The 14,873-nt window shown below is 58.3% G+C and carries 15 protein-coding genes; 3 read left to right on the forward strand and 12 right to left on the reverse strand.

The window, feature by feature from the left end:
* Positions 1 to 70 precede the first annotated feature (70 nt).
* The 11 genes from tnpC to E1N52_RS31795 form a co-directional block, all read right to left on the reverse strand.
* Complete coding sequence (gene tnpC / locus E1N52_RS31745; RefSeq protein ID WP_133187338.1) at positions 71 to 1,651, reverse strand: IS66 family transposase; 1,581 nt, start codon at positions 1,649 to 1,651, stop codon at positions 71 to 73.
* 31 nt (positions 1,652 to 1,682) lie between these two features.
* Entirely contained in the window at positions 1,683 to 2,036 is a 354-nt protein-coding gene (tnpB, locus tag E1N52_RS31750) for an IS66 family insertion sequence element accessory protein TnpB (RefSeq protein WP_133187340.1), read from the reverse strand.
* Positions 2,012 to 2,509, reverse strand: a complete 498-nt coding sequence (locus tag E1N52_RS31755) for a transposase (protein WP_133187342.1) — start codon at positions 2,507 to 2,509, stop codon at positions 2,012 to 2,014. The genes tnpB and E1N52_RS31755 overlap by 25 nt, the downstream gene beginning before the upstream one ends.
* Before the next feature lie 94 nt (positions 2,510 to 2,603).
* Positions 2,604 to 3,371 carry an SDR family oxidoreductase gene (locus tag E1N52_RS31760; protein WP_205965693.1) on the reverse strand — a complete coding sequence of 256 codons (768 nt, stop codon included), beginning with the start codon at positions 3,369 to 3,371 and terminating at the stop codon, positions 2,604 to 2,606.
* 224 nt (positions 3,372 to 3,595) lie between these two features.
* The gene (locus tag E1N52_RS31765; protein WP_133187346.1) at positions 3,596 to 4,333 is read right to left on the reverse strand and encodes an OmpW/AlkL family protein; all 738 of its coding nucleotides are present in this window, start codon (positions 4,331 to 4,333) and stop codon (positions 3,596 to 3,598) included.
* 218 nt (positions 4,334 to 4,551) lie between these two features.
* Positions 4,552 to 5,349 (reverse strand): SDR family NAD(P)-dependent oxidoreductase, encoded by a 798-nt coding sequence (locus E1N52_RS31770; RefSeq protein WP_133187348.1) that lies wholly within the window; start codon positions 5,347 to 5,349, stop codon positions 4,552 to 4,554.
* Between the two features lie 261 nt (positions 5,350 to 5,610).
* Entirely contained in the window at positions 5,611 to 7,182 is a 1,572-nt protein-coding gene (locus tag E1N52_RS31775) for an AMP-binding protein (protein ID WP_133187350.1), read from the reverse strand.
* Between the two features lie 13 nt (positions 7,183 to 7,195).
* Positions 7,196 to 8,500 (reverse strand): acyl-CoA dehydrogenase family protein, encoded by a 1,305-nt coding sequence (locus E1N52_RS31780; protein WP_133187352.1) that lies wholly within the window; start codon positions 8,498 to 8,500, stop codon positions 7,196 to 7,198.
* A 33-nt stretch (positions 8,501 to 8,533) separates the two neighbouring features.
* Positions 8,534 to 9,364: an enoyl-CoA hydratase/isomerase family protein gene (locus E1N52_RS31785; protein ID WP_133187354.1), complete on the reverse strand. Its 831-nt coding sequence runs from the start codon at positions 9,362 to 9,364 to the stop codon at positions 8,534 to 8,536.
* A gap of 29 nt (positions 9,365 to 9,393) precedes the next feature.
* A complete protein-coding gene (locus E1N52_RS31790; protein WP_133187356.1) occupies positions 9,394 to 10,617 on the reverse strand; it encodes a thiolase family protein in 1,224 nt (407 codons plus the stop codon).
* Positions 10,614 to 11,738, reverse strand: coding sequence for a saccharopine dehydrogenase family protein (locus E1N52_RS31795; protein WP_133187358.1), 1,125 nt, complete (start codon positions 11,736 to 11,738; stop codon positions 10,614 to 10,616). The genes E1N52_RS31790 and E1N52_RS31795 overlap by 4 nt, the downstream gene beginning before the upstream one ends.
* Before the next feature lie 211 nt (positions 11,739 to 11,949).
* On the opposite strand from E1N52_RS31795, the gene E1N52_RS31800 reads away from it, so the two are divergent.
* Positions 11,950 to 12,900, forward strand: a complete 951-nt coding sequence (locus E1N52_RS31800) for a helix-turn-helix domain-containing protein (RefSeq protein WP_205965694.1) — start codon at positions 11,950 to 11,952, stop codon at positions 12,898 to 12,900.
* Between the two features lie 57 nt (positions 12,901 to 12,957).
* Here E1N52_RS31800 and E1N52_RS31805 read toward each other — a convergent pair whose 3' ends face one another.
* Positions 12,958 to 13,560: a TetR/AcrR family transcriptional regulator gene (locus E1N52_RS31805; RefSeq protein ID WP_133187362.1), complete on the reverse strand. Its 603-nt coding sequence runs from the start codon at positions 13,558 to 13,560 to the stop codon at positions 12,958 to 12,960.
* A 187-nt stretch (positions 13,561 to 13,747) separates the two neighbouring features.
* On the opposite strand from E1N52_RS31805, the gene E1N52_RS31810 reads away from it, so the two are divergent.
* Positions 13,748 to 14,578 (forward strand): alpha/beta fold hydrolase, encoded by an 831-nt coding sequence (locus E1N52_RS31810; protein ID WP_205965695.1) that lies wholly within the window; start codon positions 13,748 to 13,750, stop codon positions 14,576 to 14,578.
* Positions 14,575 to 14,871, forward strand: coding sequence for an extradiol ring-cleavage dioxygenase (locus tag E1N52_RS31815; protein WP_133187364.1), 297 nt, complete (start codon positions 14,575 to 14,577; stop codon positions 14,869 to 14,871). Before E1N52_RS31810 ends, E1N52_RS31815 begins: the two co-directional genes overlap by 4 nt.
* Positions 14,872 to 14,873 lie beyond the last annotated feature (2 nt).

Genomic DNA, 14,873 nt, shown 5'->3' on the forward strand with positions numbered 1-14,873 from the left:
GTATGCGATCCATCATCGACGCCACACAGAGTCGCATGACGAAGAACGTGAGGTGAGTCAGGAACGTGGATCAGCGCAGATCGACCGGCAGCTTCCAAGGAAGCAGTGCGTCGTAATCGTCAATTGTTGTCGCCAGTGGTAGGCGCTGGAACAGCCAGGTGAGGTAGCGGTATGGATCGATACGGTTCGCCCGACACGTCTCGACCAGTGAGTAGAGATTCGCACTCGCGTTTGCGCCGTTCACGGTGTCCGCAAACAACCACGAGCGCCTCCCTACACAGAAGGGGCGAATTGAGTTCTCGCACGCGTTATTGCTAACTGGCCAACTGCCGTTCTCGATGTAGCGGATCAACTTCGGCCACTGTTCTCGCAGATAGGTCAGCCCCTTACCGAGCAGGCTTTTTGGTACGACATTCCGAGACTGCTCGAGTGCGAGCGCGTGAATGGCGTCGAGTACCCGAGCGCTGTATCGTCGTCGCAGACGCTGTCGTCGATCGGCCTCCCATTTTTCGCTGCGTGCCTCCGCGGCGAACAGCTTGCCAATCAGCTTGATGAAGCGCGTCGCGAGCAGATCTGGTGTGCGCGCCGCTTTCGGTACACTTTCTTCGGCTTTAACGAAGTACCGTCTCAGGTGCACCCAGCATCCGAGGTGCTCGAGTTGGTAGCGCTGCGCGATGTCGTTGTAGGGCTCGTAACCGTCCGTCATAAGAACTGCGCCCTTGCGGATACCGGCGAATAGCTTGTCGGCCAGCCTAGTTCCACGTCCCGGCGTATAGCTGAAACAGCGGATGGGGATCCCTGTGCCGGTCATCTGTGCCCAGATATAACTTTTGGTTTGTGGTCTGCGTCCCTTCTCTTTTAATACCTGGAGCGTCGTTTCATCGCAGTAGAGCAGATCGGCATCAAGCAACGCGTCGCGCATCAGGTTGATCACGGGCTGCGTCGCGAGGCCGACACGGACCATGCTCGCGGCGAGCGTATTCGACGAGATATCGCCGCCGAAACGACGCAGTAGACCAGCCTGACGATAGATTGGCATACCAAACTGATATTTTCCTGTGGCAATCCACGCGAGTGCTGATTCGCTCAGCAGCCCGCGAGGTATGATGCGCGGTGGCGCTGGCGTCACCTTGATACCAAGTTCGCAGCACGGGCATGCATACTTGACGCGCTGGTGCTGGATCACACGAAGCTGCTCGGGTATTACGTGCAGCTGCTCGCTGATCTCCACGCCGAACTCGACGAGCGCGTAACCGTCGTTTGCACAGAAGCGTTCGTCTTCGGGAAGTTCGTGCCGCACAATGTCGCGCGGCAGGTTGGGATCGAGCGGCTTACGATGACCGCGCTTCTTGCGCGTATGTGCCGCGACCGTCGATTCTGGAGTTTCCTCCAGGGCGGGCGTGTTACCTGAGCCGAGCACTTCCGCTTCGTTGAACAAGCCAAGCTGATCTGAATTCCGCGCTTCGCTCTTCGCGCCGAACAACTCGTGACGGTAGGCCCGCAGGCGCTCCTCGGCAAGATCGCGTTCGGCCGTCACGAGCCTCAGGGCTCCGCGTAACGCCTCCTGTTCCTCGCGCAATGCACGAGCAGCATCGCGTTCGGCGAGTAAGGCTTTCAGTTCCTCGGCGGTGATCGTCACGTTGTCCGGCATGCCTGATTAGACCAGCATGGCTACCAACTGTTCAGCTCACACGCAGATATTCCTGCTTCGGATGCCGACGGACCGTAGTGATGTCATCGCCGTCCAGCAGCGCGTGCAACACGCTGGTCGTCATCGTTACAACTTCGGCCTTGTTGTTGGGCCACATGAAACGGCTTGCCTCGAGACGTTTTGTCATAAGCCAGAAGCCGCTACCATCCCAGAAGAGTATCTTGATGCGGTCGTGACGCCGGTTGCCAAAGATGTAAAGAGAGGAGTCCATCGGGTTTAGTTGCATGACCTGTTCGACGAGAATGGACAGGCTGTTCATGCCGTAGCGGAAGTCTACTGGATCACGGTGCAGATAGACCTTCAGATTTTCGTCGAACCGGAACACGGCATCCTCCCGAGCATCTGGATGATCGTTGCGATCTCTTCGACACTCGCCTCACCGAAGTCGAGTTCAACACCGTTGGGTAACCGAACTTGCAGCGCGAGCACCATCGACGGCACCGGATCACACTGCGTCAACGACGATACCGGGCCAGATACGACGGGTACAAAAGCGGGTAAGGCACTTACATTGCCGGGGCTATTGAGCGCCGGAGCAGGAACATCGATTGAGACACCGTCGATCACCATTGAGTCTGACGCTGGACAACCGTGCTGCATCTGCGGCTGATAGCGCGCGATCCAGCGGCGTAACTGGTTTGGATTGACGTCATGATCCATGGCGGCCCGCGCGATCGACACGCCGGGCCTCAGGCATAGCGCGACCAGTTCGCGTATGGCGTTCTCGTCAAATTCGCGCCGGCCATCCCGTTTCTGGCCAACAACCAGTCTGCTGCGGAGGTCTCGATTTGCGGTCATAGAGGTCTGAGTGCATGTGTCCACGCGGACACTTAGGTTCAGACCTTCAGCCACTCCATGGAAGGGCGTCGTTTATCGACCGCATRCAGATACGCTAACCCTGGCGATAGGCGGGAGCCCCCATCATCGCGCCAGTGACCCCACCGTCAACATAGAGTTCGGTAGCTTGCACATACGATGACTCACTAGAGCAGAGAAAGAGCACGACCTCTGCGACCTCTTCCGCCTCACCCAGGCGGCCCAGAGGGACGGATCGCGTCGCGAACTCATGGACGGCTGGAATGAGCGCGGCGTCTGCTACAGTTCGCCAGAACGGAGTTCGAATATTGCCGGGAGAGACGACATTTACGCGGATCGCTCTTCCAGACAGCTCTGAGGCGATGCATCTGGCCATCCCGACCAGTCCAGCCTTGCTGGCAGCATAGGCTGCCATCCCCGGCATTCCGATCGCATTGCCGATCGAACTATTCAGTACTATGGAAGCATTGTTTCGTAGGTGGGGTAGGAGCGCTTGAATGTAGAAGAAGGGACTTTTCAGGTTCGTCGCGATCAAGTGATCGAACTGTTCTACAGTCGTGCCGCCCACTGGCGTCAAGCTTGCGTCGCCAGCATTCAGAAACACAGCGTCGAAATTGCCTACGTCTCTCACGATGGATGCGAGCCCGGATTCCAGGCCGACGAAGTCAGTAGCGTCCAAGCGAAAGGCAAAAGCCGACTCGCCAAGTGCCGCCTTGCTTTCAGAAAGTGTAGCTTCGTTGCGTCCGGTGATAACCACAGTAGCGCCTTCTTCCGATAGCCGTTTGGCCGCAGCGAATCCAATTCCACTATTTCCACCTGTGACCAGCACCGTTTTGCCCGCCATTCGCATGTTATCTCCCCTCATATGAATGAATTTGGCTCAAAAAGAACGCCATGTAGTTGATGGCGTAATGGGACGAAATTTATAACACTTTTATTACCGAACCGTTGTTGCTTTACCCTTTGGAATCGTTCGCCGTTGATTCAGTTCTATCGAACCCGGAGCTAAAGATGATGCAGTCAAGCTCCGTCCGAATACCTTCGGAGCTTAGGCAGCACCTTCGACCGTTAAAACTTGTACGAGATACCGAGGAAAGTCACGATTGGATGAAGCCTGACTTTCGCATGACTGACAATCTCTGTTCCGCCTGCCGTTTTCCCTGTCAGCGTCACATTGGTGTCGGTAGGGATATATGCAACCAGCATGTCCACAGACCAGCGCTTGGAGATCTGATAGTCAAGGCCAGCCTGTACCACCGGATTCCATGAACTGGAGGCATGTGCAGTCGCAGTTCCACCGGGACCGAAGGATTGCTCGACAAAATCGGAGTTCGTGACACGCGTGTCAGTGAACCACGTGTAATTGACGCCGACGCCGACGAAGGGCCGGAATCGACTGTCGGGCTGACCAAAGTGGTAACGCAATACCACCTCGGGAGCCCACGTCCGCGTATCGCCCAGAACGCCATAGCTATCCATCACGCCACGCCCCTCTAGCTGCATTCGACCGGGCCAGCCACCCAAAAACGCAACGCCAATTTGATTGGTAATGTAGTGTTCGAAGATGAAGGCGGGTAAGTCTGCGCTTCGGGCACCAGCCCCTGAACCCGGAATCGGCATATTGACAGGCGTTCCGCCCACGCTTGTTACCGTCAGCGGACCGCTACCGGTTTGTGGCGCCACATGCGCCCAGCCAAGACTGACGACGTTGTCGCCAGCCGCCTGTGCGTGAGCGCTGTCGACAGATCCAGCAATCAGCGTCAAGCCTGACAGGCATGCCGTTGTCGCGTACTTCCACTTCCACATAAGTGTCTCCGTTGTCGTTTTTTTCTATACGTTGTGGTCGAACTACAGCTTCCGACAGTTCAGCGAGGCCATATTGGGAGGGGCGACCTTCGCGGAACCGTGGGACAGTAAGGCCGCCGCAGTGCTCTGCGACGCGCTCGTGCTAGAACGGGTTGGCGTGGCGACTTGCGGGCCGTTGACCAGGACGTTGCCGCGACGTCACGCCGGGTCGGGCCGGGTTAAACCCCCAACTTTCTGCGCACGAGTGCGCCATAGCTGTCGGGAAATAAACGAGCAATCCAATGCAGGGAGCGCGCGCCATTGCCAACCAACAGCCGTTTGTCGCCGCGTAGCAGTCCCGCCACAATCTCGCGTGCACACTGCTCGGGTGTTGTCGTCATCTGGCGTTTGTTGGCATCCAGTAGACGACGCTCAAAATCCGTCTCGTGGTCGGCTTTCGGAACGTTGCTGATGTTGGTGTTGATGCCACCCGGGTGCACGAGTACGGCTCGCACGCCGGTGCCCTCCAATTCCTGCCACAGTGTTTCTGTTAGTCCTCGAACGCCGAACTTGGAGATTGTGTATGCAGCCGAGCAGGGTGTTGCCACTAGCCCGAAAACACTCGATATATTTACGATGCAGCCTTGGCGCCGGGCCAGCATTTTTGGCAAGAAGGCTTTGGTGCCGTAGATCACACCCCACAGGTTGATTCCGATTACCTTCTCGAACTCCTCTATCGTGGCGTGTTCGACTGAGGCCAGCACGGATGTTCCGGCGTTGTTGATCACAAAGTCGACCTGCCCGAAGTCACTGGCTACTTCGTCAGCATGCCGAAACATTGCATCGCGACTTGATACGTCGAGTAAGTAGGAGCGTGACGAGGTGGCGACCGGCAATAGCTCGACGGTTTTCGCTAGACTCTGCTCGCTCACATCTGACAGTGCGAGACGAGCGCCCCTGCGAGCGAGTTCGATAGCCAGCGCGCGGCCAATGCCCGACCCCGCACCAGTGATGGCCACGACGAGATTACTGAACATGGCCGTGCACCTCCGCATTGCCACGCATTGCTGTAGCACGACACAACACTTTGACGCAGTTTGGCATCCACCCGACGTCTGTCGGTGTAACCAAAGGACGGTTCTTGTCCATTCAATGTCTCCTCTCTGCCATCGCTAACGAAAGGTAGGCTAGGCCTCCATTGTTTATTTCGTTATGCGAACCAATGCAATCGTTATTGAGTTTGAAAAGACCGGTGGGAGTATGCCGACCGGCCGAACTTCTACGTCCCCGTGTGCTTGTCAGATTTTGCGCTGCTCGTCCCGCCAGAAAGGCGCGCGCACATCCTTTTTTAGGACCTTGCCGTTGGGGCTTCGGGGAAGGGCATCGACGAACACGACGCGCTTGGGGGTTTTGATTCCACCGAGCTTAGGGCGACAATAGGCAATGATCTCGTCCTCGGTCGCTTGTTCGCCCTGGTTCAGTTCGATCACAGCCGTGACTGCTTCGCCCCAGTCGGCGTGCGGAATGCCGATCACAGCGCAGTCCTGCACCGCCGGGTGGGTCCAGATGACCTGCTCGACCTCGCTCGGGTAGACGTTGAACCCGCCGCTGATGATCATGTCCTTCTTGCGGTCGGTAATATGAAGGAAGCCTTCTGAGTCGAGATAGCCGATGTCGCCGGTGTGCAGCCAGCCATCAATGATTGTTTCAGCAGTCTTGTCCGGGGCTCTGTAGTAACCCGCCATCAGCAGGTCGCCACGAACGCAGATCTCGCCTGCCTGGCCGGTGGGAAGAATTTTTCCATTATCGTCGAGGATCTCGACCCGCACGAGCGGAGCAGGTCGCCCGGCCGCCGAGAGCCGCGCGTCGTCGGCAATTTCACCGTTGCGGAAGTGGTCTTCGGGGCGCATGAATGCAATCGCGGAGGGAGCTTCGGCTTGACCATATCCCTGAAACATTACAGGTCCGAACACTTCGATCGCGCGGCGCAACTTTTCCGTTGACATCGGAGCTGCGCCGTAGATGAAGTATTTCAGCGATGAGAAGTCGCGTTTTTCGATCCCGGGAATTTCGAGAAGTCGATAAATTACCGTGGGCGGCAGATAGAGTTCCGTAACACGGTGTTTCTCGATCAGGTCAAGGAGGTGATGCAGGTCCATTCGATTCATCACCACGATCGTCCCTGCGCGCGCGGTACATGGCAGGGTAAGCGTGCCGGCGGCGTGTGTCATCGGAGCGGCGACAAGATTCACGATCGGCTCGTCCGAAGAGTATGGCGCCGCAAACATCTGGTGCAGTGCGCTGACGGACAAGCTTCGGTGAGTATTCATCGCACCTTTCGGTGCCCCCGTCGTTCCCCCGGTCGGCATCACGCCGGCGAGGGAGCCCTGTTCCGGGACAAAGTCCGGAAGCGAGGCTGGCGCGTTTGCAAGGAACGATTCGAGCGTAATAGCGCCCGCCGCAGATGCAGCTTCGGCGTTGTTGCCCAGCGAGATCACGGTATGCAGCTTTTTCAGGTCAGCTCGAATTCCATGCACGAGCGGCAGGAACTGCTCGTGACAGAACAGCACTTCGCAGTCAAAGCCGTCCAACAGCCGCTGCGTCTCCTCTGGCGGATTCGCCGGATTGACCGGGACCCAGGCGAGCCCCGCGCGCCACAGTCCGAGCACACAACCCCACGCCTCAGGGTCGTTACTTGCCAGCACTGCGCCCTTGGCATCGCGCTCGATACCGCGGCCGAGTAGGGCATTGCCGACGCGGCAGGACAGCTCGCCGATGTGCCTATACGTGAAGGTGCGATCGCCAGCGATGAAGGCGATCTTCTCGGGGTTGGCCCGCCACCCGCGGTCGAAGAAATCTGTGATAGCCATACAAGTTCCTAGTTCACAACCCGATTCGATTGCTGCGGTAGAGCAGGGAATTCAGGTAGCCAAACTTCATGTTTAGAAGATGATTCTCGCCGTCCTCGATCCGAGCAGCCCTGGCGTCCCGGAAGAGCTTCTCTAGCGGGTATTCACGGGTCAATCCATAACCGCCGAACAGCTGCAGGGCCTCGTCTACGACTTCGAACGCGAGGTCGGTACACGTAACCTTCGACGCGCCGGTAAAGTACGGATGTTTAGCCGGCGAGAGTAGGGTGTATTCAGTGGCACGCCTGGCCACCGCGCGAATGGTCTCGACTTTCCGCGCCATGGCACCGAGCCGGTACTGGACCATTTGATGGTCGCTGAGAAGTGCACCACCCTGGCGCCGCTCGTGCACATAAGCGAGCGCCAGTTCGAACGCCGCCCTCGCCATGCCGGTTGCCATCTGGCCCATGCCAACGCCGGCTGTTGACCACGTATTTGCATGACCGCGCCAATATTGCTCCCGTGAGGACACTGCGTAGCGCAGGGGCACCTTGACGTTGTCGAAGTAGATCTCGCCTTGCGGTAACGCCCGCTGGCCGAGCTTTTCAAGCGGCTTGCCGCGGCTCACGCCTGGAAGGTCCAAAGGAACAATGACCTCGATACCGTGCGGATGCCCTTCTTCGTCGAAGAACCCGTTACCGTAGTCGGCCACGATCGTCAAGATTGCAACCTGCGCTACAGAACCGTTTGAGACCCAGGCAGAACTCTGTCCATTGATCACGATGTCGCCACCGCTGACCTTCGCTGTGAGATTGCCTTTGTTGCCCTGCGGTGCTGTAGCGTGCCGTTCGCCTGGGTAGAGCATTGTGCCGTCGGAACCGCGATCTGGCTGGGTCGCGATCCAGCATCCGAGCTTGTTTGCAGTCAGATCGATGAGTTCCTGGTTGGCGGCCCGCTTGGCGATCATGTTCGGGAACGCGGCTGCGGCGAGCGATACCGTTAGTCCCACGTCACCCCACCCGAATTCTTCGATTACGATGGCCTGTAGCCGGGCCAGTGCTTGGGGCGGCACATCATCAGCGTCGGTGTCGAAACTGATCCCGGCTGAAGCTGCGGTCTTGATAAAGTCCCAGTACGGAGAGCTCGGTGCAATCGCATCCTCGGCGCTCAGCTTGTCGATGGCAATCGCCGTAGGCCGCATTACATCTCGTGCAAACTTGTGCATCGCTTGCTGGATGTTGCGTTCTTCCTCGCTGAGGACTTCGAATCCCGTGAGTTCGACGTACGGCAGATCTGGCCGCACTGAAGTCAGCGCAGCGTGTTCGACCTGTTGTGTCATTTCGGCGTCTCCTGTTTGTAACGGTCGTTTCGGCTACTCGGCGGCGGCGAGAAGCGCTGGGAGGTCACGCTCATGCTCGACGTCCTGCATTTGCGCCATCTTTTCCAGTCCCTCCCGGACAGGGGGCTCGTCTACAAGCTTCATGAACGCCGCGTTCTCACTGGCGAAGCCGGCGAATTGTGCGTCGACGGCCCAGCCAAAAACGCTTTTGATGACCTCGTCCACAGCGGCAATCGAGCTTGGCGGTCGCTTCGCGACACCGTGGGCAAGCGTGCTAACGTATGTATGGAGATTCTCGCGCGGCAGCGTCCGGTTCACGAAACCGTAGGTTGCCGCTTCGTCGCCGCTGAAATCGCGTGCCGACAAGATCACTTCACGAGCACGGGCAGGCCCGATCAACATCGCAAGACGTGTGGTACCGCCGCCTGCAGGCAAGATGCCGCCACTGGCCTCTGGCAGACAGAACCTGCTTCCTGGCGTCGCGAAGCGCATATCGAAGGCGAGTATGAATTCGAGCCCCGCGCCGCGGCAGATTCCATCGACCACGCCAATGGTGACCTGCGGCAGGGTCTGCCATACAGTCGAGAGCGCTTGAAGCACGTTAATGTCGTCATAACGGCTCCGGGGCGCTGTCGGGTCGCTAGAGAGCCGGAGGAGGTCGTTCAGGTCAAAATGCGCAACGAAGAACTCCGGATTCGCGCTGCCGAAGACTACGACTGCGGTCTCACGGTCAAACGCGAGCGATCCCGCAAGGTCGAACAGTTCGCCGATCATCTGAGCATTGATCAGGTTCAGCGGGGGATTGTTGAAATCAACGAAAAGAGTCCGGCCATCGCGCCGGATGTTAAGTGTCTGGTAGGTCATTGTCTCCTCCGAGAAGATATGCGGACGATTCAGGAGCCGAGAATGGTGATTGCGGCGGCAGCCTCTTCACCTGCGTACAGCCCGCCGCCGTTCTCCGCGAGGGCTATACGGGCGCGGGGAACCTGACGTGCTCCGCAGTTACCGCGAAGCTGGTGCACAAGCTCATAAATCTGGGCGAGGCCAGAGGCCCCCATTGGGTGACCTTTGGATTCGAGGCCACCGGACGGATTGATCGGCAAGCTGCCGCCGAGCTTCGTCGCACCAGATTCCGCGAACGGCCCGCCGGCGCCGATCTCGCAGAATCCAAGCAATTCGGATTGCAGAAGCTCACCAAATGAAGATGCGTCATGGACCTCCGCCACGGAAATGTCCTCGGGTCCGACTCCCGCCTGTTCATAGGCGCTCCGAGCAGCGAGGCGGGTGACTGATCGATCCCAGGCCGAGAGCGGACGCACGGTCCCACTCTGCAGAACGTTTGCAAGTACCCTTATCGGCTGCGCGCTGCCGAGACGTCGCAGGCCGGCTGCATTGCAAACGACGACTGCGGACGCTCCATCTGTTAGTGGGGCGCACATCGGGACTGTGAGCGGCCCCGACACCGGCCGTGCCGCCAGGATGTCCTCCACTGACATTTCCTTGCGAAAGTGTGCGAGAGGGTTATGGACAGCATGCGCGTGATTCTTCGAGGAGATGACGGCAAGCTGTCGCTGCGTGGTTCCGAACGCATTCATGTGTGCTCTGGTTAGCGCAGCGTAGATATCCATAAACAGGCTGTGAGGTTGCCCATCGTCTGGAATCACGCCCCCCAACTCCTCGAGAACGGCTCGCACACCTTGCCTGTCATTGACGTCGACACCGCCGTCGAAGACTCCAAGTGCTTTGCTCTTGTCGCCAATACTCAGTTTTTCGGCTCCGACTGCCAGCACGACGTCTGCTGCCCCAGAGCGCACATGCATGATCGCCTGATGCAAGGCTGTCGCCCCCGTCGCGCACGCATTCTCGACGTTCACGATCGGGATGCGTTCGAAGCCCATGGATCGCAGCGCCATCTGGCCGGCCACTACCACCTGGCCTTCGAGGACGTCCTGGCACGTATTGCCAAAGTACGCTGCGTCAATGGCGCTCAGATCGCCTCCGGCGTCACAGATGGCCTCAAGCACCGCCGTCCTCGTGAGATCCTTGACCGACGCGTCTTGCCTAACCCCGAACGAGGTCATGCCTACGCCAGCGATCCAAACGGGCACCGCGGTCATGCCACTGTCTCCTCGGTCACGCGTGCAAGGCCAAACGCCTCCAGAGCCCCCATCAGTTCGCGATGTCCCAGGAACTGCGCCGGCGATCGGAAGCCCACACCGCTGTAGGTGTTTCCGAGCAATCGCATGGCCGCATAAGCCTGCAAAACACCAGTGATTTGATAGCCGGAAGTGCCGTGAATAACTGCGCGTGCGGTGATGTTGTTCCCGCGGCCAATACACCAGTCAACGGATCGGTGCACCTGCCGGTTTTCACGAGGCGGCGTATTGGGCGTCATGCTGGCTGCGATCCGGTCTAGCACCGGGTGCAGTTTCTCTTCAGGCAACCATTGGAACATGACCTTGAACATGCGCTCCGCTGCACGAACCCGCTGGGGAATATCGCCCTTGTCATTACGCATCGCGACGAACATGCGACAGTTGCGCACCCTGCGGTCATCCCGGAAGAACACGGGGAGTGCCGTGCCACCCCACTGAAGGCCCGGGACAACATACGCGGTACCAGGCACGACCATGTCCTGCTGGACGATGCCATCGTACTTTTTAAGGACGTTGTCCTGGAGGTAGTAAGAATCTGTGCGAATCACATCGAACATCGACTGGCTCGAGCCCACTGTCGGAACTGCGCTGACGTACTCCCCAAGCTCGAGAGTGTCGATTCCCGGTGTTTCCAGAACTATGCGGGCAGCAATGTCGTGAACCGCATACTGCATGGACACAGCAGTCGATACGACCAGTCCGGCGGCTGCGAATTTGGGGCCCCATTCGTCAAGCAACTGAAGATGGTGTTGCTGCTCTCCGGCAGTGTCGAGATAGTGGCATCCGGCGCGCAGCGCGGCTTCGAGGACTGGGGGCGCATATCGCAAAAAAGGGCCAACCATATTGCAGACGACCTTTCTGCCTTTGAAAAGCGCTACCAGCGACTCGACAGAACCGTCGACTTCGGCGATTTCGTAATCGGCAGTTTCGATTCCGGGCACTGAAGCCATGACTTCCTGTAGCTTCGACTTGTTTCGACCTGCGGCGACGAACGGGATGTTGTATTCGCGCAGGTACTCGGCCACCAACCGTCCGGTATAACCGCTGGCGCCATAGATGACGACAGGACGCAGATCGCTCATCATCTCCTCCTATTTAATAGTTTGGTTCCTGTTAGTGATGGCCGACTGTACTGGGTGACTGGCATCCGGCGCTTGCACATGCGTGCATGCGACTTGTCGGTTTGCGCATCGCGTGCGCGAATTGGGGTTTCTGCGCACTTGACGGCGGCCTTCCTGATCCACACGATCGGTGGTAGTCGTATTTGCCAACTCGCCAATGGAAAGGGACCCGATGGCAGCTGTTACCTGGTCGACCCACGGGTTGCCTCAGAAGCTCTTGCAGGACGCATTCAGCAGCAAGCTCTCTGATCTGCATGTAAATTGGACGCTTTCGATCCCGGAGCCTGACGGCTTTGACGCATCGGTGCGATACCGGAAAGTGGATCGGCTAACAATCGGGGAGCTGCGAAGTGGCCGGATTGCCGGCCAACGAGCGGCGTCAGGAGCACCGTTACTGGGTGTTCTGATGAACCTCAGCGGACGGCTCGCGTGCCGGTACGAAGATGGGCGCGAGGTCGTACTTCCCCCCAATCACCTGCTGATCTGGGATAGTGAACTCGGTTTCGACTTCGACGTTGAGGGGCCTCATCGCGAGTTCTATCTGCTGTTGCCCCGCGAGCGAGTTCCCTTGGCGGTTGCGAGCGCTGCCACTCATTTGCGCGGCGCATTACCGGCGGTTCAAGGATCCGGGCTGTCGGCCATTGCCGGTGAGCATTTCCGGACGATCTCCCAGGAGCTCGACCAACTTTCCGACGGCGCGTTGGCGATTGCCTGCCAGTCCTTTTTCGACTTGCTCGATGCGGCGCTCACCGTCACCGCCGATCGTCCATCTTCAAAGGCCTTACTGCTGAACGCGATTCGGCAGTACATTGACAAAAATCTGGACGATCCGGAATTGTGCGCTGCATCAATCGCAACTGCTCATCATATTTCCGTGCGGACATTGCACGTTACCTTCGCAGGTACTGGGACAACGGTCAGTCGTTGGATCCGTGATCGTCGGCTGAAAGTCTGCTATCGCGAACTATGTGCGGCTGCCAGTACGAAAACGGTGACGGACGTGGCTTACAAATGGGGATTCAACGACGCAGCCCACTTCAGTCGGACGTTCAAGCAGGCGTTCGGCGTAACCCCAAGAAGTTTGCGGATTGGCAGCGCGGTACCGGCCCTGGACGATTACTAAATCCAGCTGAAAGGCAGGACGGGCGCTGCTGCGAGGTCCTGCTTTCGTAGGCCAGAGTTAGTGTTCGTCGCGCAGCAGCATGCGCTCCATGAAAACGCGCCGCTCGTCCCGCTGCTTATCGGTACCCTGGTTTGAAAGTAGGGATTCGGCCAACTCATAACTGTAAAGGGCGAATGCGCGCTTGCGTGCTTCCGAAATATCGAAGCCGAGTGCACTAAAGCACTGGGCAATATAAGCAAGGCGCTTCCCATCCACCTCATCCACAAATTGACGGGCCATCTCGTCCCGCCTTGCCCATCCCCGTATCGCTAACTCCGTCGCGGCGGCAACCTGCGCTGCTTCGCCGTGAAACGGCAATGCCAGCAGTTGGCGCAGCAGTTCCCGCGCCTTGACGTTGCGTTTCTCAAAACGCTCAATGATTTGCTCTGTCGCGGTATCGCGCCACCACGTCAGCAAATGACTCAAGAGATCGTCGCGGTCTTTGAAGTGCCAATAAAAGCTGCCCCGTGTGACCCCAAGATTTTTCGACAGAACCTCGACACGCACGGCTTCGACACTCTTGTCGACCAGAACTTCTGCGGCTGCACGAATCCAGTCATCCGGCGTGAGTTGAGGTTTGCTTGACGCGTCCGAAGTACGCGGTACCGAAGATCGTGACATTGCGTGTCCGTAAGGGCAAAAGAAATATTTTACTTCATCGACACATGCAGAGCCGTATGGTCATGTGTATTCACGTTAACACCTGGAAATTTGACTGGCGAGGGATATTGACTTCATCTCTGCCACGACATACGATGCATTCCATACACATACGTATGTGTATGGAGAGAACGCGAGGAGAGCGAGAATGGGCGATTTGGCAGGCGTTGGAAAGACGCTGCAGGCGGCGGACCATCGAACGAACTATCACGAGGTCGGGCAGGGCAAGCCGCTTTTCCTGCTGCATGGATCCGGTCCCGGTGTGTCGGGCTGGACCAACTGGAAGGGCGTGATGAGCGATCTTGGTGAGCAGTTTCGCGTGATCGTGCCAGACATCGCCGGCTTTGGTTTCACCGAGTTCAAGGAAGGCAGCAAGTACGACATCAAGCTCTGGGTGCGCCATCTCACGGGCATCATGGACGCACTTGGTATCGAAAAGGCGTCCTTCGTCGGAAACTCGTTCGGCGGCGCGCTCGCCATCGGTCTCGCCCTTTTCGACAAGCAACGCGTTGACCGGCTAGTGTTGCTAGGCACCCCTGCAGGCGAATTCGAACAGACCCCCGGCCTGAGGTCGGCATGGACGTATGAACCGTCGCTCGAGAACATGGAGCAGACGATGCGTTTGTTCCCTTATGACCAGGCGATCATCACCGATGAGATGGTCCGGACGCGTTATGAGGCCAGCGCTCGTCCTGGTGCGCAAGACGCTTTGCGTAAGCTGATTCCGAGGCCGAATAACGACGGGCCGACGATCGTCAAGGGATTTCCCGCGTCCGCCGTTGCCGGCATCGAAGCGCCGACGCTCGTGCTGCACGGGCGCGAGGACAGAGTCGTGCCGCCTGCTTGCGGTGCCCTACTCGCTCAGCACATTCCCAACGCCGATCTGTACCAGTTCGCCAAGTGCGGCCACTGGGTGCAAACGGAGCGCCGAGACGATTTCCTCCGGCTCGTCACGGATTTCGTCGGACAGCAATCATGAGCCGCAGCAGCGTGGAGCGTGTGCTGCATCAGCTGTGTATCGATCGCGGCGCTAAACAGCGGTTTAAAGAGGGCGCGGAGCAGTTCCTCGAGCGCTTGCCGCTGACTGATGCCGAGCGCGCGATGATCTTGTCGTTCGACGTGAAAGGCCTTCAGCGATACGGGGTGAACAGCATGTTGACCATGGGTTTTTGGCAGGAGCTCTCGCCGAATCGCGACATGAGGGCCTATCTGTCGCGCCTGCGTGATGTGAAGGACGGGGAAGCGGTTTTTGCAGCGGCACTGAAGGGGTAGAT

This window comes from Paraburkholderia guartelaensis, from assembly GCF_004353905.1.
Taxonomy (GTDB): Bacteria; Pseudomonadota; Gammaproteobacteria; order Burkholderiales; family Burkholderiaceae; genus Paraburkholderia; species Paraburkholderia guartelaensis.

Excerpts from the sequence above, each read along its gene's own strand:
- E1N52_RS31795 (WP_133187358.1), bottom strand. The coding sequence starts at position 11,738 with ATGAGCGATCTGCGTCCTGTCGTCATCTATGGCGCCAGCGGTTATACC.
- E1N52_RS31815 (WP_133187364.1), top strand. The coding sequence starts at position 14,575 with ATGAGCCGCAGCAGCGTGGAGCGTGTGCTGCATCAGCTGTGTATCGAT.
- E1N52_RS31805 (WP_133187362.1), bottom strand. The coding sequence starts at position 13,560 with ATGTCACGATCTTCGGTACCGCGTACTTCGGACGCGTCAAGCAAACCT.
- E1N52_RS31775 (WP_133187350.1), bottom strand. The coding sequence starts at position 7,182 with ATGGCTATCACAGATTTCTTCGACCGCGGGTGGCGGGCCAACCCCGAG.
- E1N52_RS31790 (WP_133187356.1), bottom strand. The coding sequence starts at position 10,617 with ATGACCGCGGTGCCCGTTTGGATCGCTGGCGTAGGCATGACCTCGTTC.
- E1N52_RS31800 (WP_205965694.1), top strand. The coding sequence starts at position 11,950 with ATGGCAGCTGTTACCTGGTCGACCCACGGGTTGCCTCAGAAGCTCTTG.
- E1N52_RS31760 (WP_205965693.1), bottom strand. The coding sequence starts at position 3,371 with ATGGCGGGCAAAACGGTGCTGGTCACAGGTGGAAATAGTGGAATTGGA.
- E1N52_RS31755 (WP_133187342.1), bottom strand. The coding sequence starts at position 2,509 with ATGACCGCAAATCGAGACCTCCGCAGCAGACTGGTTGTTGGCCAGAAA.
- E1N52_RS31765 (WP_133187346.1), bottom strand. The coding sequence starts at position 4,333 with ATGTGGAAGTGGAAGTACGCGACAACGGCATGCCTGTCAGGCTTGACG.
- tnpC (WP_133187338.1), bottom strand. The coding sequence starts at position 1,651 with ATGCCGGACAACGTGACGATCACCGCCGAGGAACTGAAAGCCTTACTC.
- E1N52_RS31785 (WP_133187354.1), bottom strand. The coding sequence starts at position 9,364 with ATGACCTACCAGACACTTAACATCCGGCGCGATGGCCGGACTCTTTTC.
- E1N52_RS31770 (WP_133187348.1), bottom strand. The coding sequence starts at position 5,349 with ATGTTCAGTAATCTCGTCGTGGCCATCACTGGTGCGGGGTCGGGCATT.
- E1N52_RS31780 (WP_133187352.1), bottom strand. The coding sequence starts at position 8,500 with ATGACACAACAGGTCGAACACGCTGCGCTGACTTCAGTGCGGCCAGAT.
- E1N52_RS31810 (WP_205965695.1), top strand. The coding sequence starts at position 13,748 with ATGGGCGATTTGGCAGGCGTTGGAAAGACGCTGCAGGCGGCGGACCAT.